Origin of the sequence: Martinezella tropici (assembly GCF_008370325.1) — a bacterium.
GTDB lineage: Bacteria > Pseudomonadota > Alphaproteobacteria > Rhizobiales > Rhizobiaceae > Rhizobium > Rhizobium tropici_B.
In genome coordinates this window covers 285471-304724 of sequence record NZ_VNIP01000006.1, presented here as the reverse complement: position 1 = coordinate 304724, position 19254 = coordinate 285471, and the positions used below count along the sequence as shown (strand labels likewise).

General features: G+C 59.3%; 22 protein-coding genes and 1 tRNA gene. 9 read left to right on the top strand and 14 right to left on the bottom strand.

Features of this window, described 5'->3' with window-relative positions; all coding sequences use genetic code 11:
* Positions 1 to 3 precede the first annotated feature (3 nt).
* The 4 genes from FP026_RS09890 to FP026_RS09875 all read left to right on the top strand — a co-directional run bounded on the left by FP026_RS09890 (position 4) and on the right by FP026_RS09875 (position 1703).
* Complete coding sequence (locus FP026_RS09890) at positions 4 to 264, top strand: DUF982 domain-containing protein (protein ID WP_149634445.1); 261 nt, start codon at positions 4 to 6, stop codon at positions 262 to 264.
* Positions 265 to 494: 230 nt separating this feature from the next.
* Entirely contained in the window at positions 495 to 752 is a 258-nt protein-coding gene (locus FP026_RS09885; RefSeq protein ID WP_149634444.1) for a DUF982 domain-containing protein, read from the top strand.
* 321 nt (positions 753 to 1073) lie between these two features.
* Entirely contained in the window at positions 1074 to 1331 is a 258-nt protein-coding gene (locus FP026_RS09880) for a DUF982 domain-containing protein (RefSeq protein WP_246665302.1), read from the top strand.
* A gap of 120 nt (positions 1332 to 1451) precedes the next feature.
* On the top strand, positions 1452 to 1703 hold the full coding sequence (locus FP026_RS09875; protein ID WP_149634443.1) for a DUF6074 family protein: 252 nt from the start codon (positions 1452 to 1454) through the stop codon (positions 1701 to 1703).
* 106 nt (positions 1704 to 1809) lie between these two features.
* On the opposite strand, the gene FP026_RS30560 is transcribed toward FP026_RS09875, so the two are convergent.
* A complete protein-coding gene (locus FP026_RS30560; RefSeq protein WP_246665301.1) occupies positions 1810 to 1977 on the bottom strand; it encodes a hypothetical protein in 168 nt (55 codons plus the stop codon).
* Between the two features lie 52 nt (positions 1978 to 2029).
* Between FP026_RS30560 and FP026_RS30185 the strand changes: the two genes are divergently transcribed.
* From FP026_RS30185 to FP026_RS09860, 3 genes are all read left to right on the top strand, one after another.
* On the top strand, positions 2030 to 2359 hold the full coding sequence (locus FP026_RS30185) for a hypothetical protein (RefSeq protein ID WP_188112567.1): 330 nt from the start codon (positions 2030 to 2032) through the stop codon (positions 2357 to 2359).
* A gap of 89 nt (positions 2360 to 2448) precedes the next feature.
* Complete coding sequence (locus FP026_RS09865) at positions 2449 to 2703, top strand: PilZ domain-containing protein (protein ID WP_149634442.1); 255 nt, start codon at positions 2449 to 2451, stop codon at positions 2701 to 2703.
* Positions 2704 to 3294: 591 nt separating this feature from the next.
* The gene (locus tag FP026_RS09860; protein ID WP_149634441.1) at positions 3295 to 3498 is read left to right on the top strand and encodes a hypothetical protein; all 204 of its coding nucleotides are present in this window, start codon (positions 3295 to 3297) and stop codon (positions 3496 to 3498) included.
* Between the two features lie 73 nt (positions 3499 to 3571).
* Here FP026_RS09860 and FP026_RS09855 read toward each other — a convergent pair.
* The 8 genes from FP026_RS09855 to FP026_RS09820 all read right to left on the bottom strand — a co-directional run bounded on the left by FP026_RS09855 (position 3572) and on the right by FP026_RS09820 (position 11083).
* Positions 3572 to 3648: transfer RNA gene (locus FP026_RS09855), tRNA-Met, on the bottom strand.
* Positions 3649 to 3812: 164 nt separating this feature from the next.
* Complete coding sequence (gene mnmA / locus FP026_RS09850; RefSeq protein ID WP_149634954.1) at positions 3813 to 5012, bottom strand: tRNA 2-thiouridine(34) synthase MnmA; 1200 nt, start codon at positions 5010 to 5012, stop codon at positions 3813 to 3815.
* A gap of 272 nt (positions 5013 to 5284) precedes the next feature.
* Positions 5285 to 5953, bottom strand: coding sequence for a CDP-alcohol phosphatidyltransferase family protein (locus tag FP026_RS09845; RefSeq protein WP_149634440.1), 669 nt, complete (start codon positions 5951 to 5953; stop codon positions 5285 to 5287).
* Positions 5950 to 6360, bottom strand: coding sequence for a hypothetical protein (locus tag FP026_RS09840; protein WP_149634439.1), 411 nt, complete (start codon positions 6358 to 6360; stop codon positions 5950 to 5952). Before FP026_RS09840 ends, FP026_RS09845 begins: the two co-directional genes overlap by 4 nt.
* Positions 6357 to 7307, bottom strand: coding sequence for a phosphatidate cytidylyltransferase (locus FP026_RS09835; protein ID WP_149634438.1), 951 nt, complete (start codon positions 7305 to 7307; stop codon positions 6357 to 6359). The genes FP026_RS09840 and FP026_RS09835 overlap by 4 nt, the downstream gene beginning before the upstream one ends.
* Before the next feature lie 2 nt (positions 7308 to 7309).
* Positions 7310 to 7957, bottom strand: coding sequence for a lysophospholipid acyltransferase family protein (locus FP026_RS09830; RefSeq protein ID WP_149634437.1), 648 nt, complete (start codon positions 7955 to 7957; stop codon positions 7310 to 7312).
* Between the two features lie 206 nt (positions 7958 to 8163).
* Positions 8164 to 9759, bottom strand: coding sequence for a phosphoglycerate dehydrogenase (serA, locus tag FP026_RS09825; protein ID WP_149634436.1), 1596 nt, complete (start codon positions 9757 to 9759; stop codon positions 8164 to 8166).
* 145 nt (positions 9760 to 9904) lie between these two features.
* A complete protein-coding gene (locus FP026_RS09820; RefSeq protein ID WP_149634435.1) occupies positions 9905 to 11083 on the bottom strand; it encodes a phosphoserine transaminase in 1179 nt (392 codons plus the stop codon).
* Between the two features lie 297 nt (positions 11084 to 11380).
* Between FP026_RS09820 and FP026_RS09815 the strand changes: the two genes are divergently transcribed.
* On the top strand, positions 11381 to 12133 hold the full coding sequence (locus FP026_RS09815) for a glycosyltransferase family 25 protein (protein WP_149634434.1): 753 nt from the start codon (positions 11381 to 11383) through the stop codon (positions 12131 to 12133).
* A gap of 113 nt (positions 12134 to 12246) precedes the next feature.
* Here the strand turns inward: FP026_RS09815 and FP026_RS09810 are convergent, their stop codons facing one another.
* Both FP026_RS09810 and FP026_RS09805 read right to left on the bottom strand, forming a co-directional pair.
* Entirely contained in the window at positions 12247 to 13092 is an 846-nt protein-coding gene (locus tag FP026_RS09810; protein ID WP_149634433.1) for an outer membrane protein, read from the bottom strand.
* 242 nt (positions 13093 to 13334) lie between these two features.
* Positions 13335 to 14183 (bottom strand): outer membrane protein, encoded by an 849-nt coding sequence (locus tag FP026_RS09805; RefSeq protein ID WP_149634432.1) that lies wholly within the window; start codon positions 14181 to 14183, stop codon positions 13335 to 13337.
* Between the two features lie 319 nt (positions 14184 to 14502).
* Here FP026_RS09805 and FP026_RS09800 point away from each other — a divergent pair, with 319 nt between their 5' ends.
* Positions 14503 to 15057 carry an SH3 domain-containing protein gene (locus FP026_RS09800; protein WP_149634431.1) on the top strand — a complete coding sequence of 185 codons (555 nt, stop codon included), beginning with the start codon at positions 14503 to 14505 and terminating at the stop codon, positions 15055 to 15057.
* Positions 15058 to 15141: 84 nt separating this feature from the next.
* Here the strand turns inward: FP026_RS09800 and glmM are convergent, their stop codons facing one another.
* The 3 genes from glmM to ftsH all read right to left on the bottom strand — a co-directional run bounded on the left by glmM (position 15142) and on the right by ftsH (position 19186).
* Complete coding sequence (gene glmM, locus FP026_RS09795) at positions 15142 to 16494, bottom strand: phosphoglucosamine mutase (protein ID WP_149634430.1); 1353 nt, start codon at positions 16492 to 16494, stop codon at positions 15142 to 15144.
* A 304-nt stretch (positions 16495 to 16798) separates the two neighbouring features.
* Positions 16799 to 17008: a GDCCVxC domain-containing (seleno)protein gene (locus tag FP026_RS30555; RefSeq protein ID WP_246665321.1), complete on the bottom strand. Its 210-nt coding sequence runs from the start codon at positions 17006 to 17008 to the stop codon at positions 16799 to 16801.
* Between the two features lie 234 nt (positions 17009 to 17242).
* The gene (ftsH, locus tag FP026_RS09785; protein WP_149634428.1) at positions 17243 to 19186 is read right to left on the bottom strand and encodes an ATP-dependent zinc metalloprotease FtsH; all 1944 of its coding nucleotides are present in this window, start codon (positions 19184 to 19186) and stop codon (positions 17243 to 17245) included.
* Positions 19187 to 19254: the final 68 nt, after the last annotated feature.

Below are 19254 nucleotides of genomic sequence, written 5' to 3'. Positions count from 1 at the left end.
ACCATGAATAATAAAGACTGGAATTATCCCATCATGGTCATCTGCAAGCGTACTGGAAAAGTTTATGCAGTCACCAGCACGAAAGAAGCATTGGACATGTTACTGAATGCCTGGCCAGTGGCGGAGGGCAAGGCATTCATGATGGCTCTGCAAATCTGCGCCGACGTCGAGAGGGGTCAGGGACAAGCGCTGGAGGCCCGCAATAGCTTCGTCACAGCGGCGGCGGAGGCCGGCGTCCCCCTCGAAATTCCCGTGATTCAATAGAATTTGCGCATCTTCCGCATGCATTCGTGCACGAAACAGCCGCCTGTCTCTCCATGTGATAGGGGCATCGACTGGCCTGCGCAACCTAATGCTGGCCCTGCCCCGCCCGGCTATTCGCGCCGCGCCAGGCCGCAGCGCTCTCCGCAAAACAGCCGCGATCGATTTTTCGTCAATTGCGAAACTTTTTGCCGCGAGGGGAGTTTCGATCACAATGTCGGAGCACCATCGAAATGACCATGATTTTTAATAGTGGCGAGGTCCGCTGGCCCGAGCCCGTTTATCTGCGTATCGGCTATGGCATGCCGGAAGCAATTCGAAGTCCGGAAGAAGCCCACGATTACCTCCTTTTCCGTTGGCCCGCTCTCAGAGGCGAGAAATACAAATCCGCCAGGAACCTTTGCCTTGCCGCCAACGACGATCCCCTTCTCTGCGGCAAGGCCAGGAAAATCTTCGTCGAGGCCTGCGTTGAAGCGGACGTATTGGATTAAGGCTATCTCGAACCCGTCGCTGGCTCGGGGAAGCAGGGCGCTCAAGCCAGCCTTGGCTTTTTAGCGGCGTCCATTCCGATCCGTCAGGCTTAGCGCCAATAGGCGGGACCTCGACCGTGCGACGCCACGGTGGAGGGCTGTCGCGAGCCTGCAAGTGCCGCGGCAGGAAACGGCCGATGCGTAAAACCCCGTGGAAAGCCGGCGTTGATGCTGCTCTCCGTGGACAAACGAAACCAGCTCGATAAACGCCTGCCAAAAGCCGTTCGATCCGGAATGCTTTTTGCAACGTTAACCGCAGCAAGAACGTTTCGGAGGTAATGCGTGTTGAAACGAGACACTTTACGACCATTTCCGGCTATCACGCTGGTGATCGGAGAAAACGGCGGGCAGCGCCGCGTCAATTCAGTACATCAGGTTGCCGAACTTCTGTTGGAGCATTGGCCGGTCGAGCATGGCGAGGATTATGTCGCCGCGGTACGTATCTGCCTTGAAGCGATGCTTGGCGCCGTCCCGCCGGAGGCCGTCAGAGAGGCCTTGATCAAGGCCGCCCGGGAAGCAGGCATATCCGTATTGCAATGAAATCGCCCCGCCTTCCCGTCACATGCGGGATCTCTCTGAGATAATTCACTTTTTATGAAGGAGTGCCGGCGATGTTGCCATCAGAGGCAGACGATTCGCTCTGCCAATGACGGAGGAAATATGTCGCTTCTACCATTCCCGGCCGACAGGCGTACCAGTGATGTCAGGCGGTGTGCCAAAGCCCTGCAGCAGCTTCATGGAGAGGCGGCAAACCGCTTCTGGCGTTCGGAAATGGCGAGCTTTGCCGCCATCCTGCGGGAACAGGGAGTGGAAGACGACGAAATCTCGCGGCAGGCCGGCCTCTATATGCACGCAGTCCAGATGGAGCTGCAGCTTGCCTTTGCCGAGGAAGAGCTGAACGCGTCGGCCTAACGGGGATCGAGCCTTTCCGCTTTTCTTCGAATCGCGGAAACGCTCTATCCCTTGTCTTTACGCAATTCCGGACGGAAAACCGCTACGCACTTTTCCTGGAATTGCTCTATTTCGGCAGCCTGCAGAATGCGATCGATTTGTCGCCGCTGGTCGGCGACTTGATCTGCACCGTCCATTCGCCGCCGGGAAAATGAAATCCCTTGGAGGAAGCCACGCCGGCGATCTGCATGCATGCCTTCCTGGCGTCGGCGCTCGGCAGATCTATCGTCGCCACGACGGCGTTCCTCCGGCCGGCAACCTGACACGGCGCAGTAAACAAGCCGGTATTGTCGATCATTTTGCAAACCCGGAGCGCATTATTCGCGGCTTCATCGGCAGCCATTGCAGAATTAGCGACCACCAATGCAGTGGTCACCGCCAAAAACAGTCTCATTGAAAACCCCGATCCCCTATGGCGGCACGGTGCCAGAGCATGTTTCTTCTTGCAAGACATGTTGCACGGATTTGCGGTGACTGTTTGGAAATACAACGTCAATGACGACAACTTGTTCGCCGGAGAATTGGATTATCCGGCCTTACTGGAGATCTTCGGCCGCAATCGAGGAACGCTGACCTCCCTGGAGCCCTTGCCGGCCGCTTCGTCGGTCGACCCGTGAAAAGCACGCAATTCACAGCTTCCCGTTAATATCTTCGATATTAGAACATGGCATATTAGCAAAAAACTAGAAATCAGGAAGCCAACGCGATGACGGCACTGTCACCCGAAGGTCGAACATCCCTCCGAAAACGTACGCTTCTCGGCGCCAAGATCATATTCAACGACGGACATTCGGTTTTCGATTGCATCGTCAGAAACCTGTCCGATACCGGCGCCATGATTCAAATCGAAAACCCGCTCGCAGTACCAAACATCTTCAATCTGCGATTTCCAGACGACAGGCTGCTGGCCTGCGAGGTGCGCTGGCGAAAAATCAACAGCATAGGCGTCGAGTTCGTGTGAGACTGCCTCTCGCCGCAAGCACGCGTCGCAGCCGCGGATGATGCCCTCAGTCGGGAAAAGAGCTCCTGCCGCCGCATCGGCATCAATTTGCCTGATCGAGAGATCTTCGCGGAAGAGATAGGCAAAAACGTCGCTTGCTTCATGCTGCGCGATTTCACTGATGCAGCGAAAGCAGGCCGACGACGATCATGCAGGTCAGCAGGCCGGCGGACAGAAAGAACATAAGAAGAAGCTTATAGCTCGACATCAGGGACTCCCTTCGAAGTTGCTCTTGGTGTCGTCATGGAAAGCCGCGCCCCATCCGGAATTCGCGGCTCAGGGCGCTTGGTTCCACATTAGGATCGAGTAAAGCTCGCTACCTATCTTTACGCAGGCAGCCGCTCTTGGTTCCGACAATTATTCGGAAGCGCAGCAAGAATTTTCGATGCCGCCGTATCGGCGTGTGGGGAACACCGCGATCTTCGCAACCAGGATACCCCGATCCCTTGGATCCCACCCCAATTTGACGGAAGACCACCACCGGAACAAATGTCGCGCTCGGAGCATTCCCGAAGGCATGGCACTGTTCAGTTGTTTGCAAAGGAGATGGCTATGAACCAGGACACGATCGACCGGCTCGAGTCGATTAACCAACAGCTTCACACCCGCGCTCTTGCTCTATCCCAGTCCCAGGAAGGTCATGACCACGCACTCATGATGTCGGCACTGAGCGCCATGATAGAGGTTGTGCGATCTTTGGAAGAGAACATGGCCCGTCTCGATGGCCCGAAGGGGATCGGCTCGGCAGGCTCGTGAGCCCAGCTTTGTCCATCTGGAGTGGACAGCGCCACGGAAAATCAGTAAGTCTCTGATTTTACTTTTGAAATTTTGGTAGCGGAGGAGGGATTTGAACCCCCGACACAAGGATTATGATTCCTCTGCTCTGACCTACTGAGCTACTCCGCCACGTCAACGCATGATCTTTAGGATCATACGCAAAGGTCAAACGAACCGCCACTCGAAAAGCGCTGGCCCGTCGGTTGAGCGGCTTATAAGGTGCGGTTCGGCTTGGTGTCAAGCGGATGATTTGGAAAAATCAATGCTTTCTCGTCAGGCGGCGCACTCGGCTTTCAAGCCGCGACCGGGCTCGCCAGGAGCGCCTTCAGCGAAGCCTCCGCCATCGGCTCGCGTTCCGAGCGTTCGATAAAGCCGCCTCCATAGACGCGGGCATCGTCGCCCGGCGCCGAATAGAGCGCGCAGGCCTGACCCGGAGCCACGCCGGCCTCGCCGACAGTAAGATCGACATAGATGCCGCTGGCGTCCGCATGCAGCACGGCCGGAGATGGCGCGCGGGTGGAGCGGACCTTAGCGAAGCAGGCAAAACCTTCGCCGGAAGCCGCCTGCAAGAGCGGCACGTCGCCCAGCCAGTTCACATCTCGCAGATAGACGCGATGCGTTTCCAGCGCTTCCTTGGGGCCGACGATGACGCGGCGTGAGCGGGCGTCGAGATAGACGACATAAAGCGGCTCGCCGGTCGCAACGCCGATGCCGCGGCGCTGGCCGATCGTATAGTGCAGGATGCCCTCGTGCTGGCCGAGCACGCGGCCGTCGAGGTGGACGATCTCACCGGCGAGCGCCGCATTCGGCTTCAGCTTGGCGATCACATCGGAATATTTGCCCTGCGGCACGAAACAGATGTCCTGGCTGTCGGCCTTCTTGGCGACGACGAGGCCCATTTCCTCTGCCAGCGCGCGGGTTTCGGCCTTCGGCATGCCGCCGAGCGGAAAGCGCAGATAATCGATCTGCTCCTGCGTTGTCGCGAAGAGGAAATAGCTCTGGTCGCGGTCAGCATCGGCTGGGCGATAGAGCGCACGACGAAGCGGGTGATCCGCGGATGGATTCGGGCGCGAGCGGATGTAATGGCCGGTCGCTAGCGCATCGGCGCCGAGTTCCTTGGCGGTCAGCAGGAGATCGGCGAACTTGACGGTCTGGTTACAGGCAACGCAGGGGATCGGCGTTTCGCCGGCCACATAGCTTTCGGCGAAGGGATTGATGACCGTCTCGCGGAAGCGCTTTTCATAATCGAGCACGTAATGCGGGATACCGAGCGTTTCGCAGACGCGGCGCGCATCGTCGATATCCTGGCCGGCACAACAGGAGCCGGCGCGATGAACGGCCGCGCCATGGTCATAGAGCTGCAGCGTGATGCCGAGCACATCATAACCCTGCCGCTTCAAAATGCCGGCGACGACGGAGCTGTCGACACCGCCCGACATAGCGACGACGATGCGCGTATCTTCAGGCCTCTTGTCAAAATCCAGTGTATTCACGGTCGTTGCCGCCAGTCTTGAACGATCTTCGATGCTGCCGAGCAGGATGACCTTTCTTCGAAACGTCGTCACGCTCTCATTATTTGATGTCTCATGATCTGATCCAAAAACCGCTGCACACTTTTCGGGATCATGCTTCTTTACCGCCGGATGCCATGCAAAAGCGGCGAATTTTCATGCGGGGCAATGGGCCGCTGTTTGCGGCCCGCCTCAATTGTGAACGGATATAGAAAGGATTGCCATCCCATGCAAGGGGCGGGCGAAATCGCGAATCACCCCTTTGCCTTCAAATGCCGGATCAGATTGCCGGCACGCCGTAAGACCGTAACAGCCGATCCAATAGCGACGATCCAGAGCGCGATGGTCAAGACCCAGCCGCCGCCGCTCCATAGCGCCTCGATAATTGAAAGCAATGCCGCACCCGTGGCGACCGCCATGCGATGCTGCTTGGCCATCGGCCCGCCGAAATCGCTGGGATTGCCGGTGGCGCGTCCAAGCTCGCGGACATAGGCTGTGAGCACCGCAAAGGCGGCGGCGGCCCAGCCGAGGCCCGGCGTTGCGATGCCATAGCCGATGCCAGCAAAGATGAGGATATCGGCGATACGATCCGGGAATTCGTTCCAGAACGGCCCGTCGGCCTCGCCCTTCCCGCCCTCGACCGCCACCATGCCGTCAAGCAGGTTGCAGAGCAGACGCAGCTGGCAGAACAAGGCGGCCAAGATCAGCAAGACCACCCGCATTCCGATACCGCCGGCGATACCGGAGAACCAGAACGAAGCGCCGGCCAGTGCTGCCATCAGCATGCTTGCCTGCGAGATCTGGTTCGGCGTCACCGAAAGCGCGGTCATGCGTCGCGCCAGCATCTGCGCCCATCGCGTGTTGCGGCTCGCCAGCGGCCGCCTGTCGCTGCTTCCCTTACCCGCCTGGCCCTCGCCTGTCATGACCCCTCACTCTCATGATTTCGCAATCTTCCGCCTGAAATCGAATAATTGTAAATCGCCGCATAGCTGGAAGAGACCAACAGCGGTACGGCGATGGTCTTCATGATCTCCGGCGTGCCGCTCAGCGCGTGGATGACGACCAGGATCGTTGCCGAGCCCAGACACGCGATCAACGGCGGCGCCCAAAGGCGCGCAAAGCCGTGGAACTGCCGCGACAAAGCTTCCACCACGGACTTCAGGAACAGCGTCAGGCAGCCGGAAAGCACCCCTTGCACAAAGCCTGATATCAAGGGACGCGGCATCGGATACATGCGGTTGGCGAAAACGGCCCAGCTGCCCATGGCAAGGAATGCGAAAAGCACATGCAAGATGCTGCTGCCGGCAAGCGCCTTAAGCTTCCCCCTCATGACAGCGACCACCAGAAGCGCACGAGATGGAAGAAGATCGGCGCGGAAAAGACGACCGAGTCCAGCCGATCGATCAGCCCGCCATGCCCCTCGATGAGATGCCCCCAATCCTTGACGCCGCGATCCCGCTTGATCGCCGACATCACAAGCCCGCCGAAAAAGCCCATGAGCGTGATGACGAAGGCGAGCAACCCGGCCTGCAGCGGCGTGAATGGCGTTACCCACCAGAGCGCCGCCCCAATCAGCGAGGCGCTGATGACGCCACCGACGAACCCTTCGACCGTTTTCGATGGCGACAGCCGCGGTGCGATCTTCGTTTTCCCGAAAAGCTTGCCCCAGACATATTGCAACACATCGCTGAGCTGGACGACGATCACCAGGAAGGCGATCAGCAGCACGTTGCGGCCCTCGTAGCCGGGAATATGCAAGGTCAGCAGCGCCGGCACGTGCGAGGCGCAGAAGACGCAGATCATCAGCGCCCATTGCACCTCGGCAATGCGGACCAGAAACCGCTCTGTATCGCCGCGCAGCACCGCGATGATCGGCATGAAAAGGAAGGCATAGACCGGAATGAAGATCGAATAGATGCCGTATTGCTCGGCCCAGAGCAGGTAATACTGCACCGGCAACGCCACGAAGAAGGCAGCGGCAAGCGCCCAATGGTCCGCCCGCTTCGTGTTGATCAGCGTCACGAATTCGCGCAGCGCCGCAAAAGAGCAGAAGGCGAAGAGCAGGATGACGCCGGCGCGGCCAGCCACGAAGGCGATGCCGATCAGCACCACCATGACCCACCACGCCTTGATGCGCGCATTCAGGTTTTCGATCGCCGCATTCGATCCGTCGGGCGACAGCCGCCGTTCCAGCACGTAGCCGATGACGGAGGCGACGATCAGGACGCCAAAAATGCCGAGGACGAGATGGATGAGATCGGCGCTTGCTGCCTCCATGCTCAGTCTCCTGCCCGCTTCGGCGCAAGTGCCAGCAGCGCCGCTTCGGCTCTCGCCAGAAACTCCGCCTTCTCCTCGGCCTCGCCGATATGCAGCGCCTCGCCGAAGGTGACGGTGCAGATCAGCGGAATGGGCACGAACTCGCCCTTGGGCATGACGCGATTGAGATTGTCGATCCAGACCGGAATGAGATCGATATCCGGACGTGCCTGGGCAAGATGGAAAAGCCCGCTCTTGAACGGCTGTAGCGGCTGCTCGGTCAAATTGCGGGTGCCTTCCGGAAACAGGATCAGCGAGGAGCCGGCATCGAGCGCCTGCGTCATCTGCGTGACCGGATCCTCCTTGCGCGCTTCACGATCCCGTTCGATCAGCACGGCGTTGAAAACATCGCGACCAATGAAACTGTTCAGCGGCGATTTCAGCCAATAGTCCGCGCCCGCCACGGGGCGCACGCGCCGGCGCAATCGCGGCGGCAGGACAGCCCAGACCAGAATGAAATCGCCATGGCTGGAGTGATTGGCGAAATAGACGCAGCGGCGGGCTTGCATGCCGCTTTCGGGCCAGATCGCCCGGACGGCGGTGATAGCGCGCGCAAAGAGCACAATCGCCACGGAAACGGGTTTGGCCAGCCACTCGATCGGCGTGCCCATCCCTTTCCCCAAAACATCCTTCCGCAATGCCTCCATGGCAAAGAAATAGGCGCGTTTCGTCGGCCTCGATAGTCCATAGGCTCAGCTTATCCACAACCCTTGCAATCATGAAGGAAGCCCGGCGCAACTCGTGTCGCGCCGGACTTCCGGATTGGCTCTTGGGAGGAGCGAACTATGCAGCTGCCGCCCGTTTAAGGCGGACAGGATCAGTCGACGGCAAACACCAGCGGCTTTGCCTGGCGGATCGCCTGATGCGCCGTCAGCTTGGCAAGTACCTCGTCGCTGATCGGACCATCGACATAGAGAAGCGCAATGGCATCGCCTCCCTGCTTGTCGCGTCCGAGCTGGAAGTTCGCGATATTGACGCCGGCGGAGCCGAGCGTCGTGCCGATGAAGCCGATCATGCCGGGAACGTCGGTATTGGCGATGTAGACCATGTGGTTGCCGACATCGGCGTCGAGGTTGATGCCCTTGATCTGGATGAAGCGCGGCTTGCCGTCCGAGAAGACGGTGCCGGCGACGGAACGCGTCATGCTGTCGGTGGTCACCGTCAGCTTGATGTAGCCGTCATAGACGCCGGTCTTGTCGCGCTTCACTTCGGCAAGCACGATGCCCTTTTCTTTGATCATGATCGGCGCCGAGACCATGTTGACGTCGGCAACCTGGTTGCGGATCAGGCCGGCAAGCAATGCGCTCGTCAAAGCCTTGGTGTTCATGTTGGCGGTGACGCCGTCATAGAGGATCTCGATTTCCTTGATCGGATCTTCCGTGACCTGGCCGACAAAGGCGCCGAGAACATCGGCAAGCTTGATGAACGGCTTCAGGATCGGCGCTTCCTCGGCGGTGATCGAGGGCATGTTGATGGCATTCGAGACAGCGCCCTTTATGAGATAGTCGGCCATCTGCTCTGCGACCTGGAGAGCGACATTTTCCTGCGCTTCCGTTGTGGAGGCGCCGAGATGCGGCGTGCAGACGACGTTCGGCAGGCCGAAGAGCGGGCTTTCCTTGGCGGGCTCGACTTCGAAGACGTCGAAAGCTGCACCGGCGACATGGCCTGATTTGATGGCGGCGGCAAGCGCTGCCTCATCGACGAGACCGCCACGGGCGCAGTTGATAATGCGCACGCCCTGCTTCATCTTGGCAATGGCGCTGGCGTCGATGATATTGCGGGTCTTGTCGGTCAGTGGCACGTGCAGCGTGATGAAATCGGCGCGGGCGAAGAGCTCGTCGAGCTCGACCTTGGTGACGCCCATTTCCTCGGCGCGTTCCTTGGAGAGGAACGGGTCATAGGCAACGACGTGCATCTTCAGGCCGATGGCGCGGGCAATCACGATGGAGCCGATATTGCCGGCTCCGATGATGCCGAGCGTCTTGCCGGTGATTTCGACGCCCATGAACTTCGATTTTTCCCATTTGCCGGCCTGGGTTGACGCATCTGCAGACGGAAGCTGGCGTGCGACGGCAAACATCAGCGCGATAGCATGCTCGGCCGTCGTGATCGAGTTGCCGAACGGCGTGTTCATGACGATGATACCGCGGCGCGATGCGGCCGGAATATCGACATTGTCGACACCGATACCGGCGCGGCCGACGACCTTGAGGTTCTTGGCCCCTTCGATGATCTTTTCCGTCACCTTGGTGGCGGAACGGATGGCAAGGCCATCATACTTGCCGATGATTTCGAACAGCTTGTCCTTGTCCTTGCCAAGCTGCGGCTGGAAATCGACTTCGACGCCGCGATCGCGGAAGATCTGGACGGCGGTTTCCGACAGTTCGTCGGATACGAGAACGCGAGGTGCCATGTAGGCCTCCTGAAAAATGTCAGCTAAGACGAGCAATTCCGGGAAAAGTGCGAAATGGCTTTCCGTATGGAATTGCGTGAAAACAACGAGAATTTCGGGATGCTGGGCTCCGCCTATCGCGGCGGAGCCATGAACGCTCAAAGCCTCAGGCAGCAGCCTGGGAGAGCGTCGCCTTCTGCGTTTCGAAAGCCCAGGCAAGCCAAGGCATCAGCTTCTGCATGTCGGATGCTTCGATCGTTGCACCCGCCCAGATACGCAGGCCCGACGGAGCATCGCGGTAATGGCCGACGTCATAGGCGACGCCTTCCTTCTCAAGCAGCGCAACCAGGCCCTTGGCGAAATTCGCCTGGCCATCGGCATCGAGAGCGACGACATCCTTGTCGATGATCTTCAGGCACACGGAGGTGTTGGATTCCGTCTCCGCCTTGACGGCGAGATTGGCGATCCAACCATTGGCGGCAACGAAATCGTGGATGACCTTGGCGTTGGCATCGGCGCGCCCGATCAGCGCCTTGAGACCACCGAGGTCCTTGGCCCAGAGCAGAGCGTCGATATAGTCTTCGACGCAGAGCATCGAAGGCGTGTTGATCGTCTCGCCGGTGAAGATGCCTTCGATCAGCTTGCCGCCGCTGGTCATGCGGAAGATCTTCGGCAGCGGCCAAGCCGGCTGATAGGCCGTCAGGCGCTCGACGGCGCGCGGCGACAGGATGATGACGCCATGTGCGCCCTCGCCGCCCAGAACCTTCTGCCAGGAGAAGGTGACGACGTCGAGTTTGGCAAAATCGAGGTTCTGAGCGAAGGCAGCCGAGGTGGCGTCGCAGATGGTCAGGCCCTTGCGGTCGGCCGGAATGAAATCGCCGTTCGGAACGCGCACGCCGGAGGTGGTGCCGTTCCAGGTGAAGACCACGTCGCGGTCGAAATCGACAGCGGAAAGATCTGGCAGCTCGCCGTAGCCGGCTTCAAGCTTGCGGACGTCCTTGAGCTTCAGCTGCTTGACGACATCGGTGACCCAGCCGGCACCGAAGCTTTCCCAGGCGAGCATGTCGACGCCGCGTTCGCCGAGCAGCGACCAGAGCGCCATCTCGACGGCGCCGGTATCGGAAGCCGGGACGATGCCGATGCGGTACTCCGACGGCACTTCCAGAATTTCGCGAGTGAGATCGATGGCCTGCTTCAGCTTTGCCTTGCCGACCTTCGCGCGGTGCGAACGGCCAAGGGCCGCGTCGGAAAGAGCGTTAAGCGTCCAACCGGGACGCTTCGAGCATGGACCAGAAGAAAAATGGGTATTATTCGGACGGATGTCCGGCTTGGCGAGCTTAGTCATGATGCTATCCTCTCAGATAGAAAGCTCCTCGTTGGGGAGGAGTGTCCCGCCGCCGGATATATTGGAAGCCGAGCGCGAGCACAATAGTAAAATTTGCGGATGGCGCTCGATCACAAGGTCGTGCGAAAAGTTTGATGGTGCGTAAGTTACGCACAATGAAATTCAGCCAAATTTGGCCATATAAAAACTGGTTTTTATGCCGAAGCACAATCATATAGGGTTTGGCGTCCCTGGTTGCGCCGGTAGAAACGACAAATGTGCCCAATGTCTCTAACTGCGCTCGCCGAAACCCCGTTCATGACAGCACAGACCGTGCCGGTCTATCTGATCAATATAGATCGCGCGACTGAGCGGTTGGCGGAGATCCGACGGCAGAGCGATGAATTCGGCTTCCGATTCGAACGCATCGACGGCGTCGACGGCGCCCTCATCCCGCGCGACCAATGGACCGACGTGGACCATGATCGTTTCCAGCGCCGGCACGGCCGGACCATCCTGCCGGGTGAATATGGCTGCTATCGCAGTCACTTGCAGGCACTACGCCAGTTTCTTGCGAGCGGCGAAGCGATGGCCATCATCATCGAGGATGATGTCGCGCTGGATGCCGATTTCCTGGCGCGCGCCATGGCGGCCAAGGAAGCAGCACCGACGGCCGACCTGATCAAGCTTGTGAACCACCGCTGGAACGGCTTCCGCGCCATGATGCGCAGCAGGAAGGGAGACATCGTCGGCCGTTGCCTTTTCGGCCCGCAGGGTTCGACGGCCTGCTATCTCGTCACGCGCCGTGGCGCCGAAAGAATCGTCAAATCGCTGGCGGTCATGTCGTTGCCTTGGGATGTGGCGGTGGAGCGTGGCTGGGACATGCAGATTTCGATCTTCAGCACACGCGTCAATATCGCCGGCTTCAGCCGGTTACAGCGAACCACTATGATCGGCTGGCGTCGTGATTATCGTGCCGCCAAGTCTTCCGCGTGGCGCCGCATACCCGCCCACATCTTCCGAACCTTGGATTTCTTTCGCCGCATCAACTATGTGCTGACGACGCCATAGAACAATTCCAGGAAAAGTGCACAAGCGGTTTTCCCCGTCCGGAATTGCGAGGAAACAAAGAAACAGAGCGGCTCGGAGATTCCTTGAAAAGCTGAGCCGCTCGGACCTCGAGCCTACCAGGTCGTGATCCTGAGACCGATGCGGATTTCGTGGCGCGAGAGCGCGCCGTCACGGCCCATCGTGCCGCCCGCACCGGCAGCCGAATCGGCGGCGGAATAGCCGAACATGTCGCCGCCGGCGACGTGGGAGAAACGATAGCCAAGATCGACCTTGATGTTCGGTGCAATCTCATAAGCGACGCCCGCCATCAGCGCATAGGTCATGCGCCAGTCGCTGTCGCCCGGATAGCGCGCGCTGAACGAAGCCGCGCCTCCGCAGCCGGAAGCACCGTCCACGCAGGAACCGATGGCATTGACGCTGCTCCACGAGACGCGCGTCGCGCCGAGCCCTGCACCGACATAGGGCGTAAAGCCTGCAAGCGTTCCGAGATCGACGTAACCATTGACCATCAGGCTGCCGGCCCTGAAGGAGGAATGCGCCTTTGTGGAGCAACCGGTGCCCGCACCTCCGCCAAAACAGGACGAATTGCTGGAGACACGGCCGTCGAAATCGCCGCTGAAGAAATCTCCCGTGACATCGGCACGAAACAGGTCGTTGAATTGATAGCCGACACCCAGGCCGCCGGAAAAATCGCCGCCGAAGCGGCTGGAATCGAAGCGGCTCGAACTGTAATCGCCACCGGCTGGATCGTAAGCACGGAATCGCGTGTTGTTGCGACTTGCATTGACTGAATAACCGACATCACCGCGGACGTACCATCCCTTCGCATCCTTGACACTGACCTCGGGGACGCTGACTTCGGGCACCTTGATTTCCGGCGGCGTATCGCCCGCAAGAGCAACGCCCGCCGATGCGCCTGCCATCGCTGCGGCCAGCGCCAACGCGTCAAAACGGATCATTACCCCTCGCCTTCCATCCTCGGGCTGACGCCCGCGCGTCGAATCGGTCGGCCTTTGCTTCCCTGCGAGCCCGTCAGAGAAGAAACTCTGCGGGAAAGCCGCCATTCTGATTTCATTAACCATAGGGAATTCATGGTTAATGAAGCTTTAAAGCGTGGAAGAATTACTTAACGGGAGAGAGAAAAGACAAAAGCCGCTCGGAAGAAACCGGACGGCTTTTCAATGGCTTGCGTAAGCTACGCTTATTTGTAGACCGGCTGGGCCGGAATATCGGCCGGCGGCATGTAGCTTGCCGTCTGGCAGCCCCCGAAGGTGTAACGGGCACCGATGCGGGCTTCGTGCAGGTTCAGGCCCTTGTCGTAGCCGGGACCACCATTTTCAGCGAAGCCGAACATGTCGCCGCCCTGGATATGCCGATAGCGATAGCCGACGTCGGCCTTGAGATTGCAGCTCAGATCGATGGAGGTACCGGCCATCAGCGCGTAGGTGAAGCGCCAGCTGCCGCGGCCGTTATGCGTAACCGACCCGTCGCAGGAGTCCGGATTGGCGTCCGAGCAGGACGTGTTCTTCAGATTGCTCCATTTAACGTAGGTGCCACCGAGACCACCACCGACATAAGGCGTGAAGATGCCATAGGTGCCGAGATCGACGTAAGCGTTGGCAAGCAAGCTGAAGGCCGTCAAGGATGCCAGGTCGCGGGACGTTGCCGGGACGGAGGTGAAGTCCGGACCGCAGCCGCCGCAATTGCCCTTTGTCGAACCCTTGAAGTCGGACTTGAAGAGATAGTCGAACGTCAAGTCGGTGCGCAGGTAGTTGTTGATTTGATAACCGACACCGCCGCCGAGTGTGAAGTTGTCGCCGAGCGTTGCCCTATCGAAATCGACCAGGCTGGAGTTGGAACCCTGGAAATAGTTGGCGCCGCGCAGCTTCGTGAAAGCATAGCCGACATCGCCGCGCAGGTACCAGCCGCTGGATTGGGCGACAGTCACCTCCGGCGCCGGCTGGACCGGTTCCGGTGTATAGAGATCAGCGGAAAAGGCCGACGTGCCGACAAGCAAAGTGGCAAGTGCTCCTATTATGGATTTCATCATGGCTTTGGCTCCAAATTTCTTGCCTTGGCACAGCAGATGCTTGCCAATCGAAAAGACATGACAGGGATAATGATGAAAATGAGTTAAAGCCTGATTAACTACGAATATTTACCCTGTTTATTCAGAGACTATACTTTATTTAATATATTAGAGATTGTTGATTTTACAATAAAGAGAACGAGATGCGGCCGTTTCACCTCCTCCCTTCTTCGCGAGGACATGCGCCGCCGGGTGCGTGGAGGCCTGGATTTTTAAACGAATTGGCAAGAATAGCGCCATTACAGTGGAATGGCCGGGAAGCGAACTCAGGAGGAAGTCTTTGACTTGCCATCGAAAAATATGGGCCTGCCTGGGGCTCCTCATCCTCTTCCTGAGCCCTGCTGCTCTGGCCGGCACGATGCCGATAAAACCGGTTGCGGCTACCGCGTGGAACAAGGGGCGCGAAACGGGATTGCCGATCCCCCGCTATGTTTCGCTGAGAGCCCACAAGGCACGCATGCGCGTGGGTCCATCGACCATCTACGCAACCAAATGGATCTATACGAAACCCGGCCTGCCCCTGGAGATCATCGACGAATATGGCCATTGGCGGCAGGTCCGCGACGACACCGGCGTGACCGGCTGGATGCATAGCGCCCTGCTCTCCGGCATTCGCACGGCGCTGATCGCACCTTGGCTGACCAAGAATGCCATGTTGCGCGCAGACCCCAATCCAGCCGCTCGGGCGGTCGCGGAGCTGCAGCCCCGCGTGCTGGTTTCGCTGCAGTCCTGCACGGGAATATGGTGCCGCGTCTCCGTAAGGGAACATTCGGCAAGAGGCTACATCAGGCAGGACAAGCTCTGGGGCGCCTATCCCGGCGAAATGTTCCAGTAGGCCGTCTTGGCCCCGCCGGCTAAAAACAAAACGGCCGCCTCAATGAGACGGCCGTAGATTTGGATATCCCGGGTATTTCCAGGCTCAAGCTGCCGAGCGGACGCTCGAAATCACGTCGATCAATCCGCCGACGATACGCTCGATCTGGCCGCGATCGTCGCCCTCCGCCATGACGCGGATCAAGGGCTCGGTACCGGAAGGACGAATGACCAAACGGCCATTGCGGGCGAGTTCGCTTTCCGCATCGGCGATCGCCTGCCGCACCTGAATGTCCTCCAGCGGCTTGCCGCCGGCAATGCGGACATTGCGCAGCAGCTGCGGTACGGGCTCGAAACGCCGACAAACTTCGCTGACCGGCTTGCCGGTGCGTTTCACCGAGGCAAGGATCTGCAGCGCGGCCACGAGCCCATCGCCCGTCGTGCCATAATCGGACAGCACGATATGGCCCGATTGCTCGCCACCGACGTTGTAATTGTGCTGACGCATATGCTCGACGACATAGCGGTCGCCGACGGCGGTGCGGGCAAGCAACATGCCGCGCTCTTCCAGAAAACGCTCGAGGCCGAGATTGGACATGACGGTCGCCACGATGCCGTTGCCGCGCAGCGTCTGGCTCTCGGCCCAGCTCTCCGCGATGACAGCCATCAGCTGATCGCCATCGATGATCGTGCCGGTCTCGTCGACGATGATGACGCGGTCGGCATCGCCATCCAGCGCGATGCCGATATCGGCGCGCACTTCATCCACCTTCTTCTGCAGGGCAACAGGGCTGGTGGAGCCGCAATTCAGATTGATGTTCATACCATTCGGCTCGTTGCCTATGGTCACCACGTCGGCGCCGAGTTCCCAAAGGGCAGCCGGGGCAACCTTGTAGGCAGCACCATTGGCGCAATCGATGGCGATGCGCAGGCCTTGCAGCGTGACGTCACGCGGCAGCGTGCGCTTCGCATGCTCGATATAGCGGTCATGCACGCCGTCGATGCGCTTGGCACGGCCGATATTCTCAGCCTTGGCAAGATGCTCGGTCATGTCCTTGTCGAGCAGATCCTCGATCTTCATTTCAAGATCGTCGGACAGCTTGTAGCCGTCCGGCCCGAAAAGCTTGATGCCATTGTCTTCGTAAGGATTATGCGAAGCGGAAATCATGACGCCGATGTCCGCACGCAGCGAACGCGTCAGCATGGCGACGGCCGGGGTCGGAATGGGGCCGAGAACGAAGGCATCGACGCCGGCCGCGGTAAAGCCCGCCACCATTGCGTTTTCCAGCATATAGCCGGAAAGACGTGTGTCCTTGCCGATGACGACGCGGTGACGGTGACTACCGCGATGGAAGATCGTGCCGGCGGCGATACCCACGCGCATGGCAAGATCCGGCGTCATCGGATAGATGTTGGATTGACCGCGAATTCCGTCAGTTCCGAAATAGCGACGTTTCATATGCACTCCTGTCGTTGCTGCATTTTCGCGAAACATGCAGCGGCATCGAAAACACTGCTCTGAATCCAGAGACGCTTCGAGCATCGATGCCTGTGGCTCATGCCACAGATTGTAAAACTCGGCACTTAAATTACCGAGACCGCCTATTACAACGCGTTACCATTAATAAGCACTAAAAAACCGCATCTGGTGGAGGCTGACAATATTCCAATTCACAACATAAACTGTCCATATTACTTCCCCCGGCTACGACGATTGTGCATCTCGGGCTGCCCGTGCCGTGTCACACTGTGGCATCAGCCGATCAACAGCAACGGCCCCGCCCGCCTCGAGCCTGGATCGGCGGGCAAGGAACGGTTCCGAATGAGCAGAACACACAGCAATCACCAGCCTTCGGCTGAAGCACGGCACTGCAGCCCTTGCATTCATAGAAATACCAGCAGGCGTCGGTTGGCATCGTTTCCGTCGCCTTGAAACCGCAGATCGGGCAAGTAATCGTTGAGCTGAGGATCACGGATGCTTTACGCATGGCGACACCCGATCATCAGTAGGACAATGCCGGCGACGAGACCGCCCAAATGTGGATTTACGAATTGCGGCCCGCTCTTCGCTCAATTCCGATATTCGGACCATCATCAGTACCGACCCTCAGCTTCCGTTCGTCACCTGCAGCCATCAAGAAAAAGGCCAGTTCCCTAATCAAAGGAGAACTGGCCTCTTCGTCTACATGGTCAATCGGCTCCGTGCGTCAGCGCGGTTGCGGTTCGAAGCCGCCTTCCGGCTCGTCGCCCTTGGCACCGAGCGAACCATCCTTCTTGGCGCCGGTCTTCGGTACGGCCGAGCCGCGGCTCGGCGGCGTGTCGTCGCCGAGGTCGCGCGCGGGCTTTTCACCGCGGATGAGCGCCTTGATCTCCTCGCCGGTCAGCGTCTCGTATTCGAGCAGGCCTTCCGCCAGGGCCACGAACTCGTCGTGCTTCGAGGTGAGGATATCCTTGGCTTCGCGATAGGCTTCATCGATCAGGCGACGCACTTCGTTATCGATCTTCTGCGCCGTTGCTTCCGACACATTTTTCGACTGCGAGACGGAGTGACCGAGGAAGACTTCCTGCTGGTTCTCGCCGTATGCGACCTGGCCGAGTTCATCGGAAAAGCCCCACTGGGTCACCATCGCACGGGCAAGCTTGGTCGCCTGCTCGATATCGGACGATGCTCCCGAGGTGATGTTCTCCTTGCCGAAGGTCAGTTCCTCGGCCACACGGCCGCCCATCATGATGCAGAGGCGCGAGACCATCCACTTGTAGCTCATCGAGTAGCGATCGCCCTCGGGGAGCTGCATGACCATGCCGAGTGCGCGGCCGCGCGGAATGATGGTCGCCTTGTGCAGCGGATCGGCGACGGCGACGTTGAGCGCGGTAATAGCGTGACCGGCCTCGTGATAGGCGGTGAGCTTCTTTTCCGCCTCGGTCATTGCCGAAGAGCGGCGCTCTGCGCCCATCATGATCTTGTCCTTGGCGTCTTCGAATTCCTGCATGGTGACCAGGCGCTTGTTGCGGCGGGCGGCCATCAGGGCGGCTTCGTTGACCAGGTTCATCAGATCAGCACCGGAAAAGCCGGGCGTACCGCGGGCAAGCGTCTTCAGGTCGACATTCGGAGCCAGCGGCACATTGCGGGCATGAACCTTGAGGATGCGCTCGCGGCCGACGATATCCGGATTCGGTACCACGACCTGACGGTCGAAACGGCCCGGACGCAGCAGCGCGGGGTCGAGGACGTCAGGACGGTTGGTGGCGGCGATCAGGATGATGCCTTCATTGGCTTCGAAGCCGTCCATCTCGACCAGCAACTGGTTGAGCGTCTGTTCGCGCTCGTCGTTACCGCCGCCGAGACCGGCGCCGCGATGGCGGCCGACGGCATCGATTTCGTCGATGAAGATGATGCAGGGCGCATTCTTCTTCGCCTGTTCGAACATGTCGCGGACGCGGCTTGCGCCGACACCGACGAACATTTCGACAAAGTCGGAACCGGAGATGGTGAAGAACGGCACATTGGCCTCGCCGGCGATGGCGCGCGCCAGAAGCGTCTTACCCGTACCGGGAGGTCCCACAAGCAGAACGCCGCGCGGAATACGGCCGCCAAGGCGCTGGAACTTCTGCGGATCACGCAGAAACTCGACGATTTCTTCCAGATCCTGCTTGGCTTCGTCGACGCCGGCGACGTCGTCGAAGGTGACGCGGCCATGCGCTTCCGTCAGAAGCTTGGCCTTGGACTTGCCGAAGCCCATGGCTCCGCGCGATCCGCCTTGCATCTGCCGCATGAAGAACAGCCAGACGCCGAGGATCAGGAGCATCGGCAGCAGCGTGCCGAGATAGCTCAGGAAGCTCGAGGAACCGTCCGACTCCGGGCGGGCGGCAACGGTGACGTTCTTGGACTGCAGGCGTTCAAGCAGGCTATCATCGATGACCGGAGCATAGGTCTGGAAGGCCGAACTGTTTTCGACATAGCTGCCGATGATGCGGTTACCCGTAACGGTCACGTCACGGACGCGGCCGGAATCAACTTCCCGAAGGAACTGCGAATACGGAATTTCCCTGGAGCCTGTTTGTGCCGGCGCGTTCTGAAACATGCTGAACAGAGCAATCAGTAGTAAGGCTATGATTGCCCACAGAGCGAAATTACGAAAATTAGGGTTCATCGAACTCCCCAGCACTGAAACTTCCGCCGCTTAAGCGACGGCATTACTTGATCCCTAACATAGGGTTG